Here is a 25,659-nt window from a genome sequence, read left to right on the forward strand (position 1 = left end):
TTTAGGATTTAAAAGTAGCCAATAGCTTGGAAGCTGTCAGTTACGTTAAAACAAATAATTCTTTTTTTGTAACAAAATAATAAAAACAGGAACTCCGACTAATGAGGTAACAATCCCAATAGGAAGTTCAGCAGGCGCAACAATCAAACGAGAAAGAAGGTCAGCCAAAGAAAGCAATAACGCTCCCAAAACAGCACTATTTTTTATCAAAAAACGATTATCCGAACCTTTCAAAATGCGTAATAAATGAGGAACAATCAATCCAACAAAACTAATAATGCCTACAAAAGCTGTCGCAACAGCTACCATAACAACATTGATTAATAAAATTTTCCATTTCAAGCTATTCAAACGAACCCCTAAAAATTGTGCTTCTTCTTCGCCTATCATAAGTGCATTGAGTTGTTTGGCATAACGCAGAGCAATCAAAATTGACACAAAAGTAACTATCCCAACTATCGTAACAGAAGACCAATTTGCACCAGAAAGCGTTCCCAAATTCCAAAAAATAATCGAACGAGCTTGTGGATCTCTAGCGATGTAAGACAAAAATCCTACTCCACTCAAAAACAAAGCATTAATGGCAATTCCTGTGAGAAGTAAGGAAACAATAGCACTTTTTCCTGTTTGTTTGGAATGAGAAAGTAAAAAGACAAGTCCTGTCGATATCATTGCTCCCAAACACGCAGCCAAAGGAAGTGTATATTCTCCAAAATCAGCATCTTTAAAGTTAAAAGTTGCACCTAAAGTAAAATACAAAGCTGCCCCAAATGCTGCTCCACAAGAAGTTCCTATTAACCCAGGTTCGACAATCGGATTTCTGAATAAAGCCTGTAACAAAACTCCTCCAACAGCTAAACTAGCACCTACAAAAACACATAAAATGGCTCTTGGCAAGCGAATTTCTAAGAAAATACGTTCGGTAAGTGTTTTGTTTTCTGTATTAGAAAACCATTTTTGAATAGAAGAAAAAATTTCTTCTAAGCTTATTTCTACTGCTCCATAACGCATCGAAAAAAGCACCATCAAGACAAGCAAAATGATCAAAAACGGAAAGATAAATCTAGAATTAGCAAGAGAAAATTTATTTTTATTTTTTTGCATCTTGATGAATTAATTTTTGAAGAAGAAGGATATTTTCGCCTGTTCGTGGACCTAAATAAACCATGTCGTGTTCTTCGACTCTATAAATCTGATTATTTTTGAATGCTTTTGTGGTGCTTATTCCTGCTAACTCCGAAATTTTTTGAGTCGAACCTAATCTGTCATAACCAAAATCAGTCAGTAAAATAATATCTGGGTCAGCTTGTGCGACTACTTCAGGAGAAAATTGTTTCATTCCTTTTTGGTCTTCTACTGCCATTGTTCCCCCTGCCCATTCTATCATTTTGGCTGCCGTACTCTTTTTTGTCATTACCAAATAGACATTCGAAGCTCTACCAAAATGAATTACTAATACTTTAGGAATAGTTTTGTAATTAGCAATTTCTTGTTTTGCTTTTTCCATGTCCTCATCTAATTTTTTGCATAATTCTTCTGCTTTTTGAGAAGCATTAAAATAAATTCCCATTTCACGTATCAAAGAATCTGTTCCTGCAATGGTATGTTCATATTTTCCAAACTGTTTCATTGGGATTTGCAAGTCTTTGAGTTGGGTTACGACATGTTCAGGTCCAATATTATTATCCTCCAAAATCAAAGTTGGTTTCATAGACAAAATAGCCTCTGCACTCAAAGCACGATGATAACCAACCGTTTGTATATTTTTTATTTCTGGTGGGTAAGTACTTGAAAGATCGACGGCAACAATATTTTTTTCTGCATTTAAAGCATAAATAATTTCATTGTATTGCTTGGAAAGACTGACAATTCGTTCTTGATTTTTATTGCCTTCTACATTTGTAGAATCTGTCGTTTTATTTTCTGTTTGTTCTTTTTCTTTATTACCAAATCTTCCACAGGAAAACGTAGAAACTGAGATGAAAATTAGAATTACTAGATAGTATATTTTATTCATTTTAAATGGTTATTTTTGAAAATTATTTATGTCGCTCATAAGAACACGAGCAACGGTAAGATTATAGGTGTAGCTAAATAGTCGGTTTTAACTACTCTAAAAGAAACTCAATTTTACTTTAGGATGAACAAATCTACCGTTGCTTGTGTCCTTATGGGACATAATAAAAGCTATTAATTTAGAAATTATATTTTAAGCTAATTCCTCCAAACGATTGTGTTCCTTTTGGAGCTGGTAAATAAGCATCAGGTAATTGATTCAAGAAAACCATATAATAATATTGAGTTCCTCCAAGATTATTTGCACCTGCATAAATATCAAGACTAAACTTAGAAATTGTCTTTCTAAAACCAATTTTAGCATTGACCAAACTATACGCATCTGTAACATTTTCGCCATCTGAAGTAAAAGGCATAGCATCACGATACGAATAAGCTACATTTCCATAAAATCCTAAGTTTGTATTGAAATCTACACCTGCATTAGCTACCCAAGGAGCAACTCCTACAACAGCTTTTCCACTAAAATCAACTTCAGCAACTTCACCATTTGCAAGAGATTGATATTTGAAATTATCATATTTAAAATCTGAATAAGTAACATTCATATACGGATTAATTCCACTCAAAAAGCCTGTTTCAGACTGATACGCATTATATTTTACCAAAACTTCTACACCTTTGTTTTTCTGACTTCCACCATTAGCAATATATGTGTAAGCCGTTGTATTAGCGTCTAAAGGCACAGCAATAGAAGTAAATTTATTTTCAAAAATAGTTTCAAAAATAGCTACTTGATAGTTTAGTTTTCCATTCAGAATACTTCCTTTAGAACCAATTTCAAACTGATTTCCAAATTCAGGAACTAGACCTGTATTGAGTTCTCCACTTGTAGAAAGTACAATGTTTCCACTTACAGGAGCTTTGTAGCCTTTGCTATACGAAGCATAAACTGAAACCGAATTATTGAATACTTTATTGATAGCAATTCTAGGAGAAACCATATTGTCATAATTAGCAGAAACATGGGTAGGTTTGTCGCTAGTTGGATTATATAATCTATTATCTAAATCTATTTTCAAATTGCTACTTCCCACACCTGCCGTAATTGAAATATCGCTTGGTAAATGAAGTACCCATTCTGTAAAAATAGAACTCGTTTTTGAATTTGAATATTGATTACTACGAATTCCTCCAATGATATTATAACCCAATGAATCTTTCGGATTGGTTACCATGCTGTAGCCTATAATTTGAGCAAGTTGTTGTTGAGTTTCAATTCCTGCTGTTCCTGTAAGACTTATGTTTTGAGTTAAATTAAATTTAAAATCAAAAGTAGAACGAAGACCATAATTAATTGGGTCTTTGTCTGTCCAACCACCAGCCGAACTTACATTGCTTGTCAAACCTGTTCCAAAAATAGTTGTCGTATTCGAAATCCAGTTTTTAAAATCATATTTATGGCTAATTCCTGTTCTGAAACTGACTACATCTGAATGAGCGTTATTTTTAATATAACGAGCATTTCCACTATAATCTTTAGCTTCATATTGTTCTTTAGAAAGTTCTCCACCTCTGTTATCATGGCTATTGCTGTATCCAAAATAAGCTGTAATGGTTTGCTTTTGGCTCAATTTTGTATCAAAAATTAAATTCATAAAATCCTTTTTTGAAGAATTATGATCCATATATCCGTCAGATTGTTGATGTCCATAATTTACCAAAAGTGAATTTTTATCAGTAGCTATTTGAAGTGTTGTTGTAAAACGCATCAATCCATAATTTCCCAACATAGCACTTTGTCCGATAGAAGTTTTATTTTTTTCTGGACGGATAGTTTTCAAATTAACTACACCAGCAATCGCTAAACCATACAAAGAACCAGAAGGACCTTTAATTACATCAACATTTCCAATCGAACCAAAATCAATATCGTCCATTAAAGTAACACCTTCGGCATCAGTAATTGGAATATTATTCAAATAGACTTTATAACCTTGTCCATCAAAATTATTAGAAGCTCCTCTAAAGCCAACACCATTTCCATAACCACGAATATTAAACTGCTGCCCAGAAGAAACAGCACGTTTTTGCATCGTAACTCCAGTAACATTTGCATTGATAGCATCATCTAAATAGAGTCCTAAACCACGATTTAGTTCTCGTGTAGTAAGATGAACCTGCGCAACTGGTTTTTCTAAAAGCTCTTTATCAGAATTTATTGTTGATACAACTTCTACTTCATTTAGATTTTCAGTAGCAACAACCAAAGAAATAGTCAAAAATTCTTCACAATTCTCTACGTTTATTGTAGAAGTTTGGTAGCCAAGAAAGCCTACCGAAAGAGTTATTTGAGCTTCACAATCAATAGAAAACTCGCCTTCTGCATTTGAGATGAAGATAACTTTTCCATTTTTCTGAATTTTTGCTCCCGAAATAGCATTTTTGGTAGTTGCATCAACTACTTTTCCTTTTAACTTAGTTTGAGCAAATAAATTTGTAGCACAAAAAACAAGTCCTAAAAAAATTAGGATAGAAGATAAATATATACGTTTCATTTTTTTTAAATTAAAATAAGGTCAATATTTTTTAAAATTAGACGCACCAAAAAACCTAAGCAGAAAATTGTTTTTTGCTTATTGATAATATAAATGGAGTTGTCTATAAAATTGAATGAGGAGGATAAAATAGAACTTGATTGTTTTTGTTATACTTCGCTGTTGTTGATGTCCCCACCAACGACAGAATTATAAAGCACAAACAAAAGCCTTCAACTTATAGACTTATCTTCGCCGTTGTTGGTGTCTCCACCAACGACAGACTAAGTAAGTCGTTTATCCAAAAATTTAAGAAAATAAAACGTGCCTAGGAGGTGGGCTATGAATATCTAAATGAAGTGAATGATAAAAGTTGAAATAATAGCCCAAGGTGGTATTTTCTTCTTTTAAAGAAATGGCTATCCAATCAGCATTTAAAATAGTAAATTGAGTATCTGACACATATTTAGCTAGTGTTTTGTATAGCGTTTTGGCAGATGTAGGAGTTTTTTTTTCATTTTTAGAAGATAAATGTAGTGCTAATTCTTCCTCTAATCGTTTTTCTAAATCTTTAAAAAGGATAGTTTCTTGGCTGTCATTTACACAATGAAAAATTTGTGTAGAGTCGTTTACAAATTCTGTTCTTACAATATCGTACATAGTTCCTCCATAACGGAATTCAGCTTTAGTTGTCCAATCAAACTGATTCTTAATGGAAGGTTTATAAATAATGTGTGCTAACTCTTCTTCTGGAACGCCTTTTTTGATGCGTCTCTTAATATCTTTTTTGATATAGTGTTCCCTTACTTGGAAAGAAACATAAACACCCAAAATATGGAAAGAAAACAGAGAAAGTAGCAAAAGGGTAATTATTTTTTTCACTACAGATATAACAGGTAGAATTTTGAATTACAAGCAAATTTAGAAAAAAAATAAGAATTACAACTAAAATTTTAATAAAATCAAAAATATTATTTGTATTTCTCTGCAATCCACCTTATTGTATCCTCTAAACTTCTAAAATCTGTATCTAACTTGTCTTTTATTTTTTGACTAGAATAAGTAGTAGTTCGGCTTGCCGATTCTAAAGAATCCTTTGTAATAATAGGTGATTTTCCACTAATAAAACTCCATACTTTAATCAATCTCCAACCATATTTATTTATCCAATTTGGAATGGGCTTGTGAGGAGGCTTTTTGTTTAGTGCAATAGCAATTTTTGGCATTAGTTCCGAATAAGCTACCGTTCCACCATTCAAAATATAACGTTCATTATACAACTCTGAATTTTCTAAAAGTGAAACTGTCATTTTTGCAACATCACGCACATCTACAAAATTACTAAAGCCACTTCCATAGTATGGTTTTTCGCTTTTTATATAATCAATCAAAACAGTACTACTTCTACCATTTTCATCGTAGCCCAACACAAAAGAGGGATTAACAACAACTACATCAAGCCCTTCTGCTTGTCCTCTCCAAACTTCTAGTTCTGCTAAATTTTTGGTAAAAGAATATGCACTAAAACCTGTATATTCGGGTGTCCAACGTGCTTTTTCATCTATGAAGGTAAGTTCATTTATTTTATCATTAGCATTTATTTTTATGTTTTTATTTTGCTGTGATGCCAATGGCTGACCAAGCGCAGCAATTGAACTTATCTGACAGAATACCTTTACATTATTGGCTAGAGCTGCATTTACTATATTTTCTGTTCCCTCTACATTGGTTTGGTGCATTTCTTTTTTGTCTTTTGGGTCAAAGGAAACAATAGCTGCACCATGAATTATTCTTTCAACTCCTTTTGTGATTTTATCCAAAAAGACAACATCCAACAAGTCACCTTCTACCCATTCCAAAATTGAAGAAGGATAATTTTGTAGTTTTATAGGAATTTGGCTACTTGCTCGTTTTAAAGCAATTATTTTGATGGTTTGCTGATTTTGATTACTTGTAGTTATCAATTCTTCTACCAAATAACTTCCCAAAAAACCTGTTGCACCTGTGATAAAATAATTCATCTTTATATAGTGGTTAGTGATAAATTATTAGTGATTAATGAATTTCAAATTTAGAAAAAATGATTTGATTTTTAATCAATTAATAATTTACAAAAATACGAAAATTAAAAACACCATTTTTAGAAAAGGAATTTTTGAATTGTATACTTTTTTAGTAGTTTCGGAAAAACAAAACTCTACTTATGAAATACGTACTTTTTTATACTGTAAATGGCTTGGGATTAGGACACCTTACTCGCTGTTTGGCTATTGCTCGTCAGCTCAAAAAACAAGATTCTTCGCTTGTACCACTATTTTTTACAGCTTCGGAAGGTTCGCATTTGTTGTATCAAGAGGGTTTTGCCTACTACAAAGTACCTAGTAAAACAATTGCTAGAGACTCTAAACTTTTTAAACGAGATTTAGCTATTTCTTATTCTGAAATTCTAACTTCGATTGTAAATACCTACCGTCCTGTGGCTTTGGTAGTAGATACTTTTCCTTTGGGTTCGATGAACGATTTGCTTTCTGTTTTGGGACTTCCTCTAAAATGGAAAAAATTCTTTATTCATAGAGAACAAATGAATATGGACAGAAATAAAATCGAAACACAGAGTTTTTATGATTATATAATTGCACCACATAGTCAAGGAATTACAAAAATTCCTATTCCAGCCAATAAGAAAGATAGTTTGTTTTGGAGTAACGAAATTTTGATACGAGAAAAATCAGAATTACAATCAAGAGAAGAAATTAGAAAAAACTTGGGAGTGGCAGCAGATGAAAATTTACTTTTAGTCAATCTAGGAGGAGGAGGAGACACCACTACAACAGAAAACTACAAACAAATTTTTGATTTGATTTTAAATTCTTCTTCTTTACTAAGACAAAAAAAGATACGATTACTTGTTCCCAAACCTCCTTTAAATTCTACAAATGAACTGAAAGAAATTTTCTTAAAACTTCCTGCTTCTACTATTTCATTTTCTCATTTTCCACTTATAGAATTAATGCCTGCTTTAGATTTTGCCATTTCTGCAACAGGATATAATACATTCAATGAACTTCTTTCTTGTAGAATTCCAACTATTTTTATTCCAAAAGCAAGGGGATATGACGACCAATATGGAAGAGCAAAAAGAGCTTTTGATGCAAAGGCAGCCTTATTTTTGGAAGAAAACCAAATTAAAACTCATTTAATGAAAGAATTACAACTTTTATTTGATAAGAAAAAAAAGATGTCTCAAAGTATGTCTATATTTCTTCAGGCTGATGGGGCAGACCGAGCAGCTCAATTTTTATGCAAAAATATAAATGCATAATGAAAATATAAGTGATTGGTTTTTAGTGTTTTATTCGATAAAAAACTATTATTATCAAATAAAATATAGTATATTGACGTTCACTTACCCTATAAAAAGAATACTCAATTTTTAATATGGATAAAAAAATTATTTTATGTGTTGATGATGAACCTATTATTCTAAATAGTTTAAAGCAAGAGCTATCTCAACACTTTGCTGATTCTATGATTATAGAAGTAGCTGAAAGTGGAGAAGAAGGATTAGAAATTATTGATTTCTTTAAAGAAAAAGGAAAAGAAATTGTTGTTATTATTTCAGATTATATTATGCCTCAAATGCGAGGAGATGAGTTTTTGATAGAAACACATCGGGTGTTACCCAATTGTATGAAAATCCTTTTGACAGGGCAAGCAAGTCTTGAAGGGGTTACAAATGCAGTGAATCGTACTAATTTATACAGATATATTTCAAAGCCTTGGAGTACCAAAGACTTAATGATGACAGTTGAGAGTGCCATTGAAAATTATGAAAAAGACAAAACATTAAAATCTCAAAACAGACAAATACAATCTAGTATTCGATATGCAGAACGTATACAATCGGCTGTTTTGCCCTCTTCTAGTTATCTTAAAGAATTACTTCCTAGTTACTTTGTATTTTATAAACCAAAAGATGTAGTAAGTGGTGATTTTTACTGGTGTAGAGATGAGGATAACAAAATAGTTATTGCTGTTGCTGATTGTACAGGACATGGAGTGCCAGGAGCTTTTATGTCTTTGATTGGACATCAACTTCTCAATCGGGCTGTTATAGATAAAAAAATATATTCACCTGAAAAGATTTTAGAAAACGTAAATAGAGCAATAAGAGCAGTTTGGAATGGAGAACGTGCAAGTATTCATGAAGGGATGGAAATCGCTATTTGTGTAATTGATAAAGAGAAAAACAAAATATCGTTTGCAGGTGCAAAAAGACCTATTTGTATTATTCAAAATGATGAATTGTACTATATAAAAGGAGATAGAGTGGGAATAGACGGAAAAGAAAATGCTATTTATACCAAACATGAATTCGAAATACAACCCAACACTCAAATCTATCTTTATTCAGATGGTTATCAAGATCAGTTTGGAGGAAAAGAAAATAGACGTTTTATGAGTAAAAAACTTAGAGACTTATTCCAAAGAATAAAAAGTAAAACATCTCAAGAACAATTAGAAGAACTTTCTAGTGAATTTGAAAGTTGGAAAAGAAACTATGATCAAATAGATGATGTGCTTGTATTGGGCATAAGATTATAATACCAATCAAGATTTTATTTCAATAAGTTTCTACCAAAAAGAAAAATATCTAATTGAGAGCCTGTTCGAGTTTTTATTTTTTCTTTCTTCTAGCCCCTTTATTTATGAGGTTTAAAATCATAGCTAAATACACAAATGCTTTAGCAGAATCTACAGTTTTCTCATAATCTACTTTTAGTCTTCTGTTTTGATTAAGCCAAGCAAAAGTTCTTTCTACTACCCACCTTTTGGGTTGAGGTACAAATGCTTTATCCTCTTTTTTTTCTCTTCTTGGACTATTGACAATCTCAATTTGTACTCCTGTTTGACTAAATATTTCAGCAGCCAAACTAGCACTTCTATAGCCTGCATCAGCAAGAATTTTAAAGAATTTTCTTCCTCTAAATTGAGCTAAATAAGCTAGATAAGCAAGTTGATTCACGTCAGCTTCATTGGCTGGACTAATCTCTAATTCTAGTAAATTTCCTTGCGTATCTACCAGTATATGCCGTTTACGTCCTTTTTTGAGCTTGTAACCATCTACACCTATAGCTTCCCCTCCATATACACTTTGTACACTTTGAGAGTCTATAGAACCCAAAGAGGGTTTAGCATTTCTACCTTGAGCCAACCGTTCTCTTGTGACCAACTTGTCCAAAAGTTTTTTGTACCAACCCATCTTCTGCCATTTGCTAAAGTAGTCATACAAACTACTCCAAGGAATACCATAACTACTGGGAAGTAAACGCCAACTACTGCCAGAACGAGTGATGTAAAATAGTCCTGAAAAGATATTATACAAACTGTGTTTGCGTTTTCTTTCCAAGTACGAAAAAGGTATAAATTTTTTCATATATTGCCAAAGAGCATCAGATAAATATTCATTAGTAAACATAGTCATTGATATTTTAATTAGTAACTGAAAATCAATAACTTAACTAATAAAAAAATCTGATGTTCTTTTTTATGTATCTAAACTCGAACAGGCTCTGAAGCCTTCAATAAACAAAATTAAAAATAAAATAACAGTTGTTTAGGTAATAAGTGTTTTTGGAGGGTAAAGATTCAACAATAAGATATTATATTTATTTTTTGAGTAATTCTTAATTATTAAATAAGAGCGTTTTTTTTGATGAAAAATAAAATTCTTTGAAAAGTACACGATTTTTGTATAGCTACCTATATCATAACTATAATCAACTACTGTCATTATAATTAATGAAAAGTTACCTTTTTTATCTTCAAATAAAAAAGTAATTATTTTCTTTAGTTTTTTTTTACTAAAAAATATTATGATTATGAAGAATATAATATTCTTCGGTGATAGTTTGACAGAGGGATATGGTTTGCAATTAAGTCAAGCTCCTCCTGCTCTTATTCAACAGAAAATAGATAAATACGGCTTACTTTACAACACCATTAATGCTGGTGTGAGTGGTGATACTACACATAGTGCTATCATGCGTTTGCCTAGTGTACTTCAACAGCAAGAAGTAGATATTTTTGTACTTGCTTTAGGTATAAATGACCTTTTTAGAGGAATTACTCCTGAAAAAATGGAACAAAACCTTATGCAAATTATCGAACGTACAAAAGCACAATATCCAAATGTAATGGTTGTGATAGCAAAAGTCAAATTACCTATTGAATTACTTGTTGGTTTTGGAATGATGGGACAAATTGCTGCACAATATGCTGTTCAATATCAAAAAGTATATGAAAGGTTAGCTAAAAAATACAACTCTCCTCTTATTCCTTCTTTATTAGAAGGTGTTATGGGAGAAGTAAATCTAAACCTTTCAGATCGTTTGCATCCTAATGCACAAGGTTATGAGATTGTAGCAGATACAATATGGCAAACTATTTATCCTCTTTTACGTCAGACTTACGCTAATTAAAAATCACTCTTATTTTCTACTTATATACTACTTTAATTTTTTTATTTATTTCCCACTAAAATAATAGTAGAGTAATAAATCATGGTATTAATTTTTAATTCTATTATTACTCTACTAATTTTTTTGCCATTGGTGATATCTTACCAGCGAAAGAAAAGATAAAACAAAAAAATACCCTTTACTTTTCAAAGAAAATAAAGAGTATTTAGTTTTTTATCAAAAAAACACAAATATTATAAATCTTGCGCTCCTACAATAAATTCAGAAAGGTCTAATACTTTAATTTCTTTTTCTTTATTGAAGTGCTTGATTCCATCTCCCATCATTGTCATACAGAAAGGACATCCCACAGCTACATAGTCTGGACGAACTGCAACAGCTTCTTCTGCACGTTCGATATTAACTTCTTTTTTGCCTTTTTCAGCATCTTTGAACATTTGTGCGCCACCTGCACCACAACAAAGTCCTTTAGATTTACAGCGTTTCATTTCTACCAACTCAGCATCTAATTTTTCCAAAACTTCACGAGGAGCTTCATAAATATCATTTGCTCTTCCCAAATAGCAAGAATCGTGATAGGTAATTCGTTTTCCTTTAAATTCTCCTCCTCCAAATTTCACTTTACCCTCATTAATTAGTTTTTGAAGATAAGTAGAATGGTGAATAACATCATAGTTTCCACCCAATTCTGGATATTCATTTTTTAATGTATTGAAACAATGAGGACAAGCCGTAACAATATTTTTGATATTGTAATTATTCAATACCTCAATATTCATAGCTGCCTGCATCTGAAAAGTAAATTCATCACCAGCACGACGAGCAGGGTCACCTGTGCAGCTTTCTTCTGTTCCCAAAACAGCAAAATTGATATTTGCTTTATTCAAAATCCGAATCATCGCACGAGTAACAGCTTTATAACGGTCGTCATACGAACCTGCACAACCTACCCAAAATAATATTTCTGGAGATTTTCCTTCAGCAGATAGCTCTGCCATTGTAGGAATTCTTAATGTTTCTTCGCTCATATTTTTTATGTTTATTTTCTCTAGTTCAAGCGTCGACGCTTGAACTAGAGAAAAGGATTAAATCTTTATTTTAGAAACTATTGTCAAAGTCAGACTACTGACTATTAGCAAAGTTTTAATTCTAACAAAATTGTATTAACTGATAACTGAAAAATTACTGTTTACTGATTTTTCATTTCATCAGCCCATTTAAAACGCTCTGTTGGCGCAAATGCCCAAGGCGCACCGTTGTTTCCTACATTAGTTAGCATTGCTTTCCACGCATCAGGAACGTCAGCTTCTTCCATCGCTACATAACGACGCATTTCCAAAATTGGCTCTAATGGATTAATATTTACTGGACATGCTTCTACACACGCATTACACGAAGTACACGCCATTAATTCTTCTTTGGTTACATAATCGCCATACAACATTTTATCATCTGGCTTGTAGTATTCACCCATTTCATCCATACGTTGTCCAATTTCATCTGCACGCTGACGGACATTCATGACAATCTTACGAGGAGATAGTTTTTTACCTGTCATGTTTGCAGGACAAACATCTGTACAGCGTCCACATTGTGTACAGGTATAAGCATCTAAGATATTTCTCCATGTCAAATCTGTTACATCTTTTGCACCAAAAGAAGGAATTTCGTCTTCCATACCTGCATCTGCTGCTGGTTCTTCCATTCCCATTGTAATTTTGACTTCTTTAGTGATAGAAGGCATGTTATTCATTTCGCCTTTAGGCTGCAAACGAGTAAAATAAACATTTGGGAAAGCAAGGAAAATATGAAGGTGTTTTGAATAAGTTACATAAATGGCAAAACCCATAATTCCTACAATATGAAACCACCAAGCAGCACGTTCTAACAAGACAAGTTGAGTAGTGGTAAGTCCATCATAAAGAGGAATAAGTGCTTGACTTACCAAAAAACGCAAAGGTGTATCAAAAACTTTGTAATGTTCTGTATCTCCCAATGGCAAACCATTTTGTACTAAATTATAGGCTTCCTGTTGCAAGATAGCATCTGTTGCATTCATTGTAAATAAGAAAAACATTAATACAATCTCAAAAATTAAGATAAGATTTGCATCAAGATGCGCCCAGCCTTTCATTTCTGGTTTATCAAAACGTTCTACTTTGACTATATTTCTGCGAATCAAGAAAACAATACAAGTAGTCAAGACACCAAGAGCTAGTAATTCAAAAAATCCAATTAAGATTTGATAAATAGTTGCACCAAATAAAGGAGCAAAAATACGGTGATGTCCTGTAATTCCATCAATTACAATTTCTAGAATTTCAATATTAATTAAAAGGAAACCTGCATAAATGACAAAGTGCATTAAGCCTACAAACGGACGTGCAAACATTTTTTTCTGTCCAAAGGCAATCAAAATCATTAATCGTAGGCGTTCAGCAGGATTGTGTTCTCCTTTCCAAGATTTTCCTAATTCGATGTTGCGTCGAATATATTTATAACGACTGAAAATTACGCCTGCCGTAACCAAAAGTGCAGTTACAAAAAGCATAATTTGAAATAGAGACGTAAAAATTTCTAATTGTTTCATAAAAAAGGGCTATATAAAAATGAATATCTAATTAAATATATGGTTATTGTCTTAATTTTTTTTGTTCTAATTATTGAGTATGCAACTTCAAAATAAACCTGAAAGTTTTGAGAAGAAATTAAATATAGATAATTGTAAAGACAATAAATAGAGAGAATTAACAAATTTAGTCGGTTTGCATAACAAATTTGCAAATAAAGAACTGATTTTGATAATTTAGAGATAGAATTAACTCGTTTTTATATTAATTTAGAATGATTCTATTTTTTATTTTTTTTGTAAAAATTACTTCTAAATCAAAAAAAGTCTACTTGATTAAATTATCAAATAGACTTTTATAGTATAGACTAACAAATTTTAATTTATAAACTTTGTTGTTTATAATAAATTCAGTTTTTTCATAAAACGATTTTTGTAAGATGCTCCAATCGGAATTGTTTTGCTAGGCATTACTACACTGGCATCTTCAATGCTCATTATTTTAGTGAAATTGACAATATACGAACGATGTACACGTATAAAATCAGACTCAGGCAATTTTTTCTCTAACCCTTTCATTGTCGAATGAATAATATATTTACGTGTCTCTGTATTAATAATCACATAATCAGACAGTGCTTCAATAAAAAACACATCACTCAAACGCAAACGAACAATTTTATTATCAGCTTTGATAAATACTTCATCTTGATTCTCAACAGTTACATTTGAGGCTTTTAGATTGGCTTCTGCTTTTCCTACTGCCTTCAAAAAACGAGCATAATTTACAGGTTTTACCAAATAATCAGTTACATTATATTCAAATGCTTCAACAGCATAACTTGCACGAGAGGTAACCAAAATAATTTGAGGCATATCATCAAGTGTTTTCATTAGATCAAGTCCTGTCATTTCAGGCATCTCAACATCTAAAAAAACAATATCAACTTCTTTTGTTTTGATGATTGTAAAAGCGTCAGCAGCATTATCTGTTTCTTCAAGTACAGTCAAACTCTCTGTTTTGTTAGCAAAATGCTTTATTACATTGCGAGAAAACTCGTCATCATCTACAATTAAACAATTCATATATATAGGGTCTGGTAGTTTTTACTTAGGTTAGGAGTAGGTTTGGAACAGTTATGAATTACGACTTTTTAAAAGCAGTGAAGCTAATGAGAAATTATAAGCTGTAAAAGTGAATAATATATCTCATCAAAAGCGTTTTTTTAATAAATTGAAAGATACGAAAAATCAATTACGAATTAAAAATTATACTTACTTTTACTACTAAATAAAAATGTGTGATTTTTAACTTTTAATTGCTAATTCTCCGATGTGTTTTTCAAAAAGTAATTTCATGTATTTTCCAACAATATCAAATTCAAGATTGATTGTATCACCTACTTTTAATTTATGGAAGTTAGTATGCTTATAGGTATAAGGAATAATAGCAACACTAAAACTACCTTTTTTAGTTTCTCCATTTATTTTTGAGCCACTCTCTGAATCTACAACGGTAAGGCTGACTCCATTTGTACAAATAGACCCTTTCTGAACAGTAAAGTTTCCTTTATCTTCATATTCAAAATAAAAACGCCAACTTCCATTCTCATCAATTATTTTTGTACAAACAGCTGTTTGATCGACATGTCCCTGTACAATATGTCCATCAAAACGACCATTAGCAGGCATACAACGTTCTAAGTTTAGTTTTGAACCTACTGTCCAACTTCCTAAATCTGTTTTTTGAAGAGTTTCTTCAATAGCTGTTACAAAATGTCTATTTTTGTTCTTTTCAACTTTTGTCACCGTTAAACACACGCCATTATGAGCAACACTTTGGTCAATCTTGAGTTCATTAGAAATAGATGATTCTATTTCAAACATCTGATTTGTACCTTCTTTTTTTATAGAAATAAGTGTTCCTATTTCTTCAATAATTCCTGTAAACATACTATATATCTTATGTTGATTTGTAACTTTAATTTCTGATTACTAAATTCCAAAATACTTTCTCAAAATACAAATAGAACTTATTTTAGTCAAATTCGTTTACTCAATTATAATGATAAATGTTTTATTTATTGACTAATAATTCTTCTAAAAACAGGTAACACTTTGTAAGTAAACGTGTTACTGTAACAAAAATCTATCTTTATACACTATTATTCTATCCAAACAATTTGACTTTTTTTACTCTATATTTTTTTAATTATTACAACCTTACTATAAAAATTCATAAAAGCTATTCTTTTTCATTATTCAAAATGAAGAATAGTTTAGTAGGTATTTTGTGCCTTATTTTTTTGTTTTCTACTTTTGCTTCTGCAACAAATGTACTGACTAATACGGTAGATGGAGATAATTTGTTTAAACTAATTGGTAAATCTAAAACAGATCCTTTAGTAAGAGATTTTTTGAATAAATTAGGACTCAAAGATGAGTCTCTTAGCTCTACTTCTATTTGGACATATCCAAGTAATGGAATTAGAATAGGTTTTTATAAAGGAAATATTATTGATAAAATAATGCTGTATGATGATAGTTATTCAGTAAATGAAAAACAATTTGCAGCTTATTCTAACAAATTACCCAAAAATTTGACTTGGAATGACACAAAATCTTCTACAATAGTCAAACTAGGTAAACCTTCAAAAGACAATGCAAATTATATGGAATATAGCAATCTTCCTGTCGAAGTAGTGTTTTATTATACTGGTTCACGAATAAAATCAAGATTGAGAGGAGTATTATTGCATTTTAAAAATTGTATTTCTGGAGACTGTCAAGAGGGAGAAGGAGTTTATGTAGAAAGAGATGGTTCTCGTTATGAAGGTGAATGGAAAGATGGCAAAAGACACGGAAAAGGACAACTTGTATATCAAAATGGAGTAACAAAAAAAGGGTTTTGGGAAGGAGGCGTTTATAAAGGACAAGATTTTTTTGAGTCAAATGGATTATACGACTTATTAGGAAAGCATAAAGATAGTGAAGAAGTAAAATTAGCAAGTAAGAGACAAAAAGAAGGGTATCAACAAATTCATCTTGCTTATGACCATTTTCAATATGTTTTTAATAATAATAAACTTCGTTTTTATTTTAATGATTATGGGTTTTTGTATAAAGTGGCTGTCAATAAATCTGGTTTTGGTGAAGTTTCGCATCCTCTAACTGAAAAAGTAACTCCTTATTCAGATCAAAATTATGTAGCTTATATTATGGGAACTCCCTATAAGAAATATAATTATCGAACAGGTTCGACGTGGCTCTATAAAGATAAAAAATTTGACCTGCGTATTCGTTTTACTAAAAACGGAATTATGGATGGAATTGATGTAACAGTAAATGACGAAGATATTTTAGTAAATGCTGAAGAAGGAAATTGTAAAACTGGAAATTGTGAAGATGGTTTTGGAGAACTTTTATCTGAATCTGGAAGGTATATAGGTAAGTTTAAAAATGGAAAGTTTGATGGACAAGGAACTATGTATTATGCCTCTGGTGGATATTATAAAGGGAATTTTTCGGCAGGAATGCGTGACGGACGAGGAACTTATATTTGGTCAGATAACAGTAAATATATAGGAAATTGGAAAAATAATCAAAAACATGGGGTAGGTTCAATGCACTATCAAAATAAAAGTCGTTATGAAGGGCAATGGTATCAAGACCAAAGACATGGAGAAGGCTCAATGTATTATCCTAATGGCGAACATTATATTGGAGATTGGTCATACAACTCCCAAACTGGAAAAGGAACTCTCTACAAAACAAATGGAAAACAACAAACTGGAATTTGGCAAAATGGAAGGCTCAAAACAACTTTATAAAAAAACAATTTAGAGTAATAGTTAAAAATAAAAAAGCTATTCCATTATGTATAAAAGGAATAGCTATCTAATTTGTATCTCAAATTGGCAGTAGGAAAATTTTTAATCTTCTTCTTCCATTTGGTTTAAGACAATTTTTACATCTATGATTTCTTGAAAATCTTCGCCAGATTCTTGCATGTCTTCATCATCCTCTTCATAAAACCAGTTGATAAGAACATTGTCATTTTTTTGTTGTAGAGCTTCTAACTTTCTAAATATCTCTACTAAACATTTTGAAGAACTTGTATTAAAGTATTCCAATTTTACATCTAAAATCGTATTTGATTTTGCTTGACTGACATAATTATCTAACCACTCAAAGAGAGGTTTGTAAAACTCAATAGAGTTTTCTGGAATAGAGCGTCCTGCTATCAGGAAGCGTCCTTCGTTAGAGTTAAAATCTAGTTGAGGTGTTTTATTAGTACCTTCTAAGAAAAAATTTTCCATTCAAATATATTGTTTAAGCCGAAACTTTTACTTTCAAACTAAAAAAAGAATTATCCTCGCCAGTGTCTTCAAAAGCATAAACGAGTTTTTCGCCCGAACGACGTGCGATGTCAATTATTCCTAACCCTGCTCCACCTTTTACAGAAACCTCTCCACCATGTAATTGTTCACGGTAAAGCTGTTTGATTTGTTCAGCAGAAGACTGATTAATGCGTTCAATATGTGCTTTCAAGGTATCGACAAGAGAGGTTGGAATGTAATTTCCAGTAGAAATTTCATATCCTGTTGTATTTTTGGAAAGAACAAATAATACTGTTTCTGGGCTTTCAGACTTTTGCACACCTTCTCCCTGCGTGTGATGGTAAACGTTTTGAAGAGCTTCTATCATAATGTGATAGACCTTTTTTCGAATTTTAGATTTTTGTTCGAGGGCAGCTAATCGCTCGTCTGCTACACTCAAAATCCCATCGAAAAGAGGCTGTGATGGAGCTCCTTTGTACGATACAATTACTTCGCCTTCCAGCATTTCTCTATAGTAATCATTCAGGTTCAAGATTTTTATACTGCTTTAGAGTGGAACTAAAATTTTTTAGAGTTTTCTAGTCTATTTTATAATTTAGTAATTAGACAATTTTGATTCTGTTTTGTTTTTCAGAATTTTATCAAGACAGACTAATTTTTAGAAATATACACAAAATAGCTGGTTTACAAAAAAATATATCAAAAAAAGTAATTCTATAATTTTGTCTTAGTTCTATAGCTTTGTGTGTTCTTTAAAAAATAAAGAGAATTTTAAAATACCCTACATATCGTAAATATATAAAATAATTTTAAAACACAAACATTATTTTTCTGTTTTTTGAATTCCTTTTTTATCGATACTAATTTTTCGTTCTCTGTAAAGATTTCCAATTAACTTTTTAAATGTTTTCTTACTCATATTAAAATAATCCATAATCTCTTCTGGACTACTTTTATCAGAAATAGGCAAAAACCCATTGTTTTCTTCTAGTTTTTGCATAATCAGAGTGCTTTGATCAGCAATTCCATCAAAACCATCTTTGCGAAGTCTTAAATCAATACGACCATCTTCACGCACTTTTTTTATGTAAGCCGTTCTTTTTTGTCCGTGCAATTGCTCTTCTCCAAAAATCTCATTGTGATAAAGCATTCCATAATAATAAATACCCTCTTTTTCTATAATACAACGATAACCAATTTCTGTATCTGCACCAATAATTGCTGTTACTTCTTCATCTTCTTGCAAATCAATATCTTCTCGTTCTACAAAGCTCCCTAGTTTTCCTAAACCGATTACACGATTTGTTTTGTGGTCTAGTACAAGTTTGACGAACATATAATCTCCTATTCGTATTGGATCTTGAGTTTCTCTTGCTTCTTTATTACCTTTTGGTACTTCATCATGAGGAAGAAATAAATCTTTTTCAATGAGTCCCCAATCCAAAAAGAATCCAATTCTTGTAATATCAACTACTCTCAAGGCTGCAATTTCTCCAACAACTGCAAATGGTTTTTCGATAACTGCAACAGGACGATCTTGCGTATCTGTATAAACAAAAACCTCTATTTCATCTCCTTCTTTTGCTGTCTCGGGAACATACTTTTGAGGTAAAAGAACCTCATCTAAGAGTGAACTTCCAACATACACACCATTAGGAGAAGTGCGTAAAATGGTAAGTGTATTATATTGACCGATTTGTATATTTTTGATTGGCATAATTTCTATTTTTTACTTTGTAATTTGAATTACAAATTTAGCTTTATTTTAAGGCATAATAAAATAATTTTATTTCTGCTTTTTTATTTCGCTCTATTTTTTATCATTTCTATTTTTAGAAACAGCTATCTCTATTTCTGTCATTATAGCTTGAGAATCATTAAAATACGAAAAACTTACTCAGCAAGTAATTTTGTATCTATCTCAAAACCTATTTACTTTACAGGCGTTTATCCTATACAAACTATTGTCAGAGTTATTTTGGATTACCAAAAAACTACTGACAAAGTTTAAAAATCAAAAACTTTGACAGTCCTTGTAAAGTTATCAATAGTTTGAAAACAAAGAGACAAAACCGTTTCTTTGTTATTTCTATTCGAAAAAATATATCACAGACTTCCTAATCTGTGCAAAAAATATAATCCTAATTCACAGACTGGTAAGTCTGTGGTACTCTATTCTAAGATGAACCAGCTAGAAACGAACGAGCAAACAGAAGAAAAAGTATTAAAACTCTCTCCTAGAGATTTTGTCAAAAAATACCAAAAAGATGGTATTATTCAGACAATTTCAGCAGGGCTAACTGAAGAAAAACCAAAACGCATTCATTTGAAAGGACTTATGGGAAGTCAGGATGCACTTGTTTTGGCTGCCATTTATCGTTCGAATCCTGCGCTTTCTCATTTTGTGATAATGGAGGATGCTGAAGAAGCTGCTTATTTTTATAATGATATTCAACATTTGCTTGGTGAAACCTTGTCTAGTTCTGCGCCAAATATTTTATTTTTTCCTACTTCTTATAAAAAGCCATACAAATTTGAAAAGATAGATAATGCCAATATTTTGCAACGTTCGGAGGTTCTGACTAGACTTAACAATCATCATTCAGAAGAAAACGGACTTATCATAGTTACTTATCCGTCTGCTATGAGCGAAAAAGTAATCAATAAACAGGTTTTGTCTGCCAATACATTTGTAGTAAAAATCAATGAAACGGTAGAACCCAATTTTGTCATTGAAATATTGAATGAATATGGTTTTAAACGTGAAGAGTATGTTTTTGAAGCAGGACAGTATTCAGTTAGAGGTGGAATTATTGATATTTTTTCGTATTCAAATGAATATCCGTATCGAATAGAATTTTTTGGAAATGAAATAGAAAGTATCCGAACTTTCAAACCAACCGACCAACTTTCCATCGAAAAAGTAAATCGTGCTGTCATTGTTCCAAATGTTACCGAAAAAGTACAAAAACAAACGAGAGAGAATTTTTTAGAATTTGTACCAAAAAGAACTAGATTATGGCTAAAAGATTATGCTTTGACAGTTGATGTAGTAGAAAAATATTTTGAACGAGCGACAGAAGATTTTGATACAATTTTACAGGTTTCGAATTATACACAAATTATTTCCGACCCAGAAGAATTATTTATTACTAAAAAAGAATTCAAAAATCAGATAGAAAAATTTATTCAGATAGAATTTGGTAGAAAATTCAGACGTATTACAGAAAAGACAAAAGCCAACTATACCATTTTTGAGTTTGATGCCAAGCCACAACCGACATTCCACAAAAATCTTCAAAATTTAGTTTTTGATGTAGAAAATTATAATCAAAAAGGCTATCAATGTATTATTGCTGCTGATTTGCCAAAACAGATTGATAGAATGCACACCATTTTTGAAGAAAAAGGAGTTGGCGTTCAGTTTTATGGTCTTAATATTGGTTTGCGTGGAGGTTTTATTGACCATAATCAACAACTTGTTTGTTATACTGACCATCAAATTTTTGAGCGTTATCACAGGTATAGCACGCAAGAACGTTTTACAAAATCAAAAGCTCTTACGTTAAAAGAACTCAATACGCTACAAGCAGGCGATTATGTTACACATATTGATTATGGAGTTGGTCGTTTTGCAGGTTTGGAAAAATTAGATGTCAATGGAAATGAGCAAGAAGCCGTTCGTTTGATTTATAGAGATAATGATGTTTTGTATGTCAGCGTGCATTCGTTACACAAAATTTCAAAGCATTCTAGTCAGGATGGAAGTTCAATGTCGCTTAGTAAACTCGGTTCGCAAGATTGGAACAACAAAAAAAGTAGAGTAAAAAAGCATTTAAAAGATATTGGTACAGAATTAATAGCCTTGTATGCCAAACGTCAAACTGCGACAGGTTTTGCCTATCCAAAAGATAATTATATGCAAGCCGAAGTCGAATCTTCGTTTTTTTATCAAGATACACCCGATCAAGCCACAGCAACCAACGACGTAAAAGAAGACATGGAAAAACCTGTTCCGATGGATAGATTGGTTTGTGGAGATGTAGGTTTTGGTAAAACAGAAATTGCTGTTCGTGCAGCTTTTAAAGCCGTTTCGAATGGAAAACAAGTTGCCGTTTTAGTTCCTACGACGGTTTTGGCAGCGCAACATCATCGTACTTTTAGTGAACGTCTTTCAAATTTTGGTGTAAATGTAGATTTTATCAATCGTTTCAGAACAGCAAAAGATGTACGAGAAATTTTAAAGAAATTGGAAGAAGGACAAATTGATATTTTAGTAGGAACGCACAAAATTGTAAGTCAAAAAGTAAAATTTAAAGATTTGGGGCTTTTCATAATTGATGAAGAACAAAAATTTGGAGTAAAGACAAAAGATAGAATCAAAGAAATGCGTGTAAATGTAGATTGCTTGACTTTGACAGCTACACCAATTCCTAGAACGCTACAATTCTCACTTTTGGGAGCGAGAGATTTGTCTGTTATGCACACGCCACCACCCAATCGCCAGCCAGTCACTACGGAAGTACATAGTTTTAATGAAGCCTTGGTTAGAGATGCCATTAGTTTGGAACTCCGACGAGGTGGACAAGTATTTTTTGTTCATAACCGAGTGATTGATATTTATGAAGTTGCAGGAATTTTGACAAGATTAGTTCCTGATGCAAAAGTCGTTGTCGGACATGGTCAAATGAAAAACGACCAGTTGGAAAAAACAATGATGACTTTTATAAATGGCGATGCTGATATTTTGGTTTCGACAAATATCATTGAATCGGGTTTGGATATTCCGAATGCTAACACGATTATTATCAATAATTCTCATTTGATTGGTCTTTCAGATTTGCACCAAATGCGTGGTCGTGTTGGTCGTTCTAATAAGAAGGCTTTTTGTTATCTTTTGATTCCTTCACAGGCTACTTTGCCAGCCGATTCAAGAAAACGTTTGAAGGCTTTGGAAGAATTTAATGAACTTGGCGACGGCTTCAAAATTGCGATGCGTGATTTGGATATTCGTGGTGCAGGAAATCTTTTGGGAGCAGAGCAAAGTGGTTTTATCAACGATTTAGGGTTAGATACTTATCATAAAATGCTAGAAGAAGCCATTTCAGAACTCAAAGAAGAAGAGTTTAAGGAGCTTTTCCAAAATCCAAATGCTACCAAACCAAAAGAACTCAAAATTACGTGTTCGATAGAAACCGATTTAGAAATTCTTATTCCAGAGAGTTATATTTCCAATATTTCCGAACGCCTCCAACTCTACATTGAAGCCGATAGACTAAAAAATGAAGAACAATTAGAAAAATTTAAAGAAACTGTAAAAGACCGTTTCGGCACTCCTCCAGCCGATTTTGAGAATTTATTACAAGCTGTTCGTCTGCGTTGGATGGCAGAACAAATCGGTTTTGAAAAGCTCATCATCAAAAATGAAAAAATACGTGGTTATTTCATTGCAGGCAGAGAAGACTATTACAAATCCGATGCCTTCGGAAAAGTATTGAGTTACATTCAAAAACGTCCAGACCGTTGCAAACTTAAAGAAAAAGGCGACCGTGTTATTTTTATTATGGAGCAAGTCAAAACCCTTGATGGTGTGATGAATGTTTTTAGGGGGATTTTGGAGGACTAAAATTTATAACTCTATAAAAAAGTCTTTTCTTGATTTGAAAAGACTTTTTTATGGTTTACATTTTTACTTTCTACTCTATTATTATTGAGCTAGAATACACTTTTTCTGAATCTACAAAACGCAGTATATACAAACCTTTATTTAAGTCTGATAAATTGATTTTGAAATTTTGTTGTCCTTTCTTAATAAGTAGTTTCTTTACAATTCTACCACTTATATCAGATACAATTATTTCGTTATCTGTAAGTAATGTATTTTCGAAATGAACTGCAAAAGTACCGTTATTAGGATTAGGATAAATATTGAATGGTTTATTTGTAATATCTTCGTTACCTGTAATAAGTAAAGATGAAATATCACATACATAAGCAGCACCTCTTTGATGATAAGAGGATGAGCCTTCACGTGGATCGCCTATAATAGCGTAATTTTCAGATATTGCAACTGACTTTCCAAAGTCTCCTCGCTCCTCTTTACCTTGTTCTCCGTCAATAGCTTCTATAATATAGACTTGATTCCAAGTGTTACCAAAATATTTGTACAATAACACTACACCTCTTTCTTCATAGTCTGGTATTCCATATTCTTCTACATTAATATATCCTCCTATAATCAATTGGTCTTTGTGAACATCCATACTCAAAATCCAGTTGGTATCACTACGATTTATACTTGTTTTGGAAGTCTTACTCCATATGCCATTTATTTTTTTAAATGAGTAGAGTGAGTGCCCATCTCTAGTATTACTAATTACGACAACATTCCCATCTGATTCAGCAAACTGCACTATTTCCTCCTTCTCATCATCATCTATCCTTATTAAACCATCTTCTACCCATCTGTTACCATCACGACGTGACATATATATAGCTGAGTTTATTCCCTCAATTCCATTAACCCTACCTGAAGTATAATCAATTAGTACAGATGCATAGTTATTAGACAGAAACACTTCACGACCAAACCTAAAATCTCCCCAACTTGTAACATCTATTTTTTGAGTTAAAGACCAACCATTAGCTCTACGTTTGAAAATATGTACAACACTTTGATTACTAGGAAAACCAGAATCATAATATCCAGATCCTCCTACTAATATATAGTCACCTAAAATATCTATACGATGCCCAAATAAAAAACTACCTGAGGATGGGTAATCTCCAGATTTCAATGTGCTATTTAATATCCAATTTTCACCATTTCGTTTGAAAACATAAACTACCCCTTCACCTCTTATATCAGTATCTTTTGAAGAAGATGCTACTATAGCATAGTCACCTGAAATAGCAACAGAACCTATCCCCCCATAGCTTCCTACTATATCCTTTGTTTCTATCTTTGCTTGTTGTATCCAACCTGAATCACTACGAAAAAATATATAAGCAGCAGGTCTTACTCCATTGCCATCAGTAGCTGCTACGATAGCGTAATCACCAGATATATCTACAAAATTACCAAAGTAACCAACAGAAGTTGAGTCATTCGATAGTATCTTTGTTATTTGTGCATGTGATACAGAAACAATAAAAGAAAGGCATAATGTAAATAAAAGACTTCTTATCAATTTTTTTAGAGTAGATTTCTTTTTCATAATTTATTTTGGTTCTCTGACAATTTTTGCACTTTGTTCTAAATACAGCTTAAAGTATTAGACTCATTATTTAAAAAGAAAATACAGAATGTTTGTTAATGACTTGATAATCAAACACTTAGTATTTTGAAGTGAGTTATTAAATAAAAATATCAACCTCAAAATTTGCAGACAAAAACTGGCAGGTGCAAAAATTGTCAGAGAACCTTTATTTTTATTAAAATGGTTTGAAATGCAAATATAAAGTTATTTTTTTACATTACTCCTCGTTCTTGTTGGTCTTCCAAAAAAAGGAATAAAAAAAATGCCGTTGCCTTTGTCTTTAACTTCGGCTTGCCGTTGTGATGACCAACAACAAACACTACCACAAATCTATTTGTCTCACTCCCCAGCCGTCGCTCGCATTTTGCGAGTGACTTATATGTATTCGGCATCCTGCCGTGGCTTTTGTATTTATTTCATTCAATTTAATAAATAAAACCCTCCGTTCAGCTTAGA

Annotated in this window: 19 protein-coding genes; 5 read left to right on the forward strand and 14 right to left on the reverse strand. The window is 32.0% G+C overall.

All coding sequences use genetic code 11. The features are described 5' to 3' along the window. Positions 1–45 precede the first annotated feature (45 nt). From V9L05_RS07010 to V9L05_RS07030, 5 genes are all read right to left on the reverse strand, one after another. Complete coding sequence (locus tag V9L05_RS07010) at positions 46–1,104, reverse strand: iron ABC transporter permease (protein ID WP_338814928.1); 1,059 nt, start codon at positions 1,102–1,104, stop codon at positions 46–48. After that, positions 1,091–2,017 carry an ABC transporter substrate-binding protein gene (locus V9L05_RS07015; protein ID WP_338814929.1) on the reverse strand — a complete coding sequence of 309 codons (927 nt, stop codon included), beginning with the start codon at positions 2,015–2,017 and terminating at the stop codon, positions 1,091–1,093. The genes V9L05_RS07010 and V9L05_RS07015 overlap by 14 nt, the downstream gene beginning before the upstream one ends. Before the next feature lie 178 nt (positions 2,018–2,195). Further along, positions 2,196–4,574, reverse strand: a complete 2,379-nt coding sequence (locus V9L05_RS07020) for a TonB-dependent receptor (RefSeq protein WP_338814930.1) — start codon at positions 4,572–4,574, stop codon at positions 2,196–2,198. A 288-nt stretch (positions 4,575–4,862) separates the two neighbouring features. Beyond that, positions 4,863–5,435, reverse strand: coding sequence for a hypothetical protein (locus V9L05_RS07025; protein ID WP_338814931.1), 573 nt, complete (start codon positions 5,433–5,435; stop codon positions 4,863–4,865). An 89-nt stretch (positions 5,436–5,524) separates the two neighbouring features. Beyond that, on the reverse strand, positions 5,525–6,574 hold the full coding sequence (locus tag V9L05_RS07030) for an NAD-dependent epimerase/dehydratase family protein (RefSeq protein WP_338814932.1): 1,050 nt from the start codon (positions 6,572–6,574) through the stop codon (positions 5,525–5,527). Between the two features lie 182 nt (positions 6,575–6,756). Between V9L05_RS07030 and V9L05_RS07035 the strand changes: the two genes are divergently transcribed. Further along, positions 6,757–7,875 carry a glycosyltransferase gene (locus V9L05_RS07035; RefSeq protein ID WP_338814933.1) on the forward strand — a complete coding sequence of 373 codons (1,119 nt, stop codon included), beginning with the start codon at positions 6,757–6,759 and terminating at the stop codon, positions 7,873–7,875. A 116-nt stretch (positions 7,876–7,991) separates the two neighbouring features. Continuing rightward, the gene (locus V9L05_RS07040; protein ID WP_338814934.1) at positions 7,992–9,158 is read left to right on the forward strand and encodes a SpoIIE family protein phosphatase; all 1,167 of its coding nucleotides are present in this window, start codon (positions 7,992–7,994) and stop codon (positions 9,156–9,158) included. 73 nt (positions 9,159–9,231) lie between these two features. On the opposite strand, the gene V9L05_RS07045 is transcribed toward V9L05_RS07040, so the two are convergent. Next, positions 9,232–10,032: an IS5 family transposase gene (locus V9L05_RS07045; RefSeq protein ID WP_338811837.1), complete on the reverse strand. Its 801-nt coding sequence runs from the start codon at positions 10,030–10,032 to the stop codon at positions 9,232–9,234. A 403-nt stretch (positions 10,033–10,435) separates the two neighbouring features. Between V9L05_RS07045 and V9L05_RS07050 the strand changes: the two genes are divergently transcribed. Next, positions 10,436–11,035: an arylesterase gene (locus V9L05_RS07050; protein WP_338793900.1), complete on the forward strand. Its 600-nt coding sequence runs from the start codon at positions 10,436–10,438 to the stop codon at positions 11,033–11,035. Positions 11,036–11,268: 233 nt separating this feature from the next. On the opposite strand, the gene V9L05_RS07055 is transcribed toward V9L05_RS07050, so the two are convergent. From V9L05_RS07055 to V9L05_RS07070, 4 genes are all read right to left on the reverse strand, one after another. Then, the gene (locus V9L05_RS07055) at positions 11,269–12,063 is read right to left on the reverse strand and encodes a (Fe-S)-binding protein (protein WP_338793899.1); all 795 of its coding nucleotides are present in this window, start codon (positions 12,061–12,063) and stop codon (positions 11,269–11,271) included. A gap of 161 nt (positions 12,064–12,224) precedes the next feature. Next, positions 12,225–13,586 (reverse strand): (Fe-S)-binding protein, encoded by a 1,362-nt coding sequence (locus tag V9L05_RS07060; protein WP_338815416.1) that lies wholly within the window; start codon positions 13,584–13,586, stop codon positions 12,225–12,227. Between the two features lie 417 nt (positions 13,587–14,003). Next, positions 14,004–14,690, reverse strand: a complete 687-nt coding sequence (locus V9L05_RS07065) for a LytTR family DNA-binding domain-containing protein (protein WP_338793898.1) — start codon at positions 14,688–14,690, stop codon at positions 14,004–14,006. Positions 14,691–14,912: 222 nt separating this feature from the next. Further along, complete coding sequence (locus V9L05_RS07070) at positions 14,913–15,557, reverse strand: riboflavin synthase (protein ID WP_338793897.1); 645 nt, start codon at positions 15,555–15,557, stop codon at positions 14,913–14,915. Positions 15,558–15,871: 314 nt separating this feature from the next. Between V9L05_RS07070 and V9L05_RS07075 the strand changes: the two genes are divergently transcribed. Beyond that, positions 15,872–17,434 carry a hypothetical protein gene (locus tag V9L05_RS07075; RefSeq protein ID WP_338793896.1) on the forward strand — a complete coding sequence of 521 codons (1,563 nt, stop codon included), beginning with the start codon at positions 15,872–15,874 and terminating at the stop codon, positions 17,432–17,434. Positions 17,435–17,536: 102 nt separating this feature from the next. Here the strand turns inward: V9L05_RS07075 and V9L05_RS07080 are convergent, their stop codons facing one another. The 3 genes from V9L05_RS07080 to V9L05_RS07090 all read right to left on the reverse strand — a co-directional run bounded on the left by V9L05_RS07080 (position 17,537) and on the right by V9L05_RS07090 (position 19,661). Beyond that, on the reverse strand, positions 17,537–17,923 hold the full coding sequence (locus V9L05_RS07080; RefSeq protein WP_338793895.1) for a DUF1987 domain-containing protein: 387 nt from the start codon (positions 17,921–17,923) through the stop codon (positions 17,537–17,539). A 13-nt stretch (positions 17,924–17,936) separates the two neighbouring features. Next, entirely contained in the window at positions 17,937–18,449 is a 513-nt protein-coding gene (locus V9L05_RS07085) for a SiaB family protein kinase (protein WP_338793894.1), read from the reverse strand. A gap of 318 nt (positions 18,450–18,767) precedes the next feature. Further along, positions 18,768–19,661: a S1-like domain-containing RNA-binding protein gene (locus V9L05_RS07090; protein WP_338793893.1), complete on the reverse strand. Its 894-nt coding sequence runs from the start codon at positions 19,659–19,661 to the stop codon at positions 18,768–18,770. Positions 19,662–20,126: 465 nt separating this feature from the next. Between V9L05_RS07090 and mfd the strand changes: the two genes are divergently transcribed. Beyond that, positions 20,127–23,570, forward strand: a complete 3,444-nt coding sequence (mfd, locus tag V9L05_RS07095) for a transcription-repair coupling factor (RefSeq protein ID WP_338814935.1) — start codon at positions 20,127–20,129, stop codon at positions 23,568–23,570. Positions 23,571–23,640: 70 nt separating this feature from the next. Here the strand turns inward: mfd and V9L05_RS07100 are convergent, their stop codons facing one another. After that, complete coding sequence (locus V9L05_RS07100) at positions 23,641–25,161, reverse strand: T9SS type A sorting domain-containing protein (RefSeq protein WP_338814936.1); 1,521 nt, start codon at positions 25,159–25,161, stop codon at positions 23,641–23,643. Between the last annotated feature and the right edge of the window lie 498 nt (positions 25,162–25,659).

It is taken from the genome of Bernardetia sp. Wsw4-3y2 (genome assembly GCF_037126295.1).
GTDB lineage: Bacteria > Bacteroidota > Bacteroidia > Cytophagales > Bernardetiaceae > Bernardetia.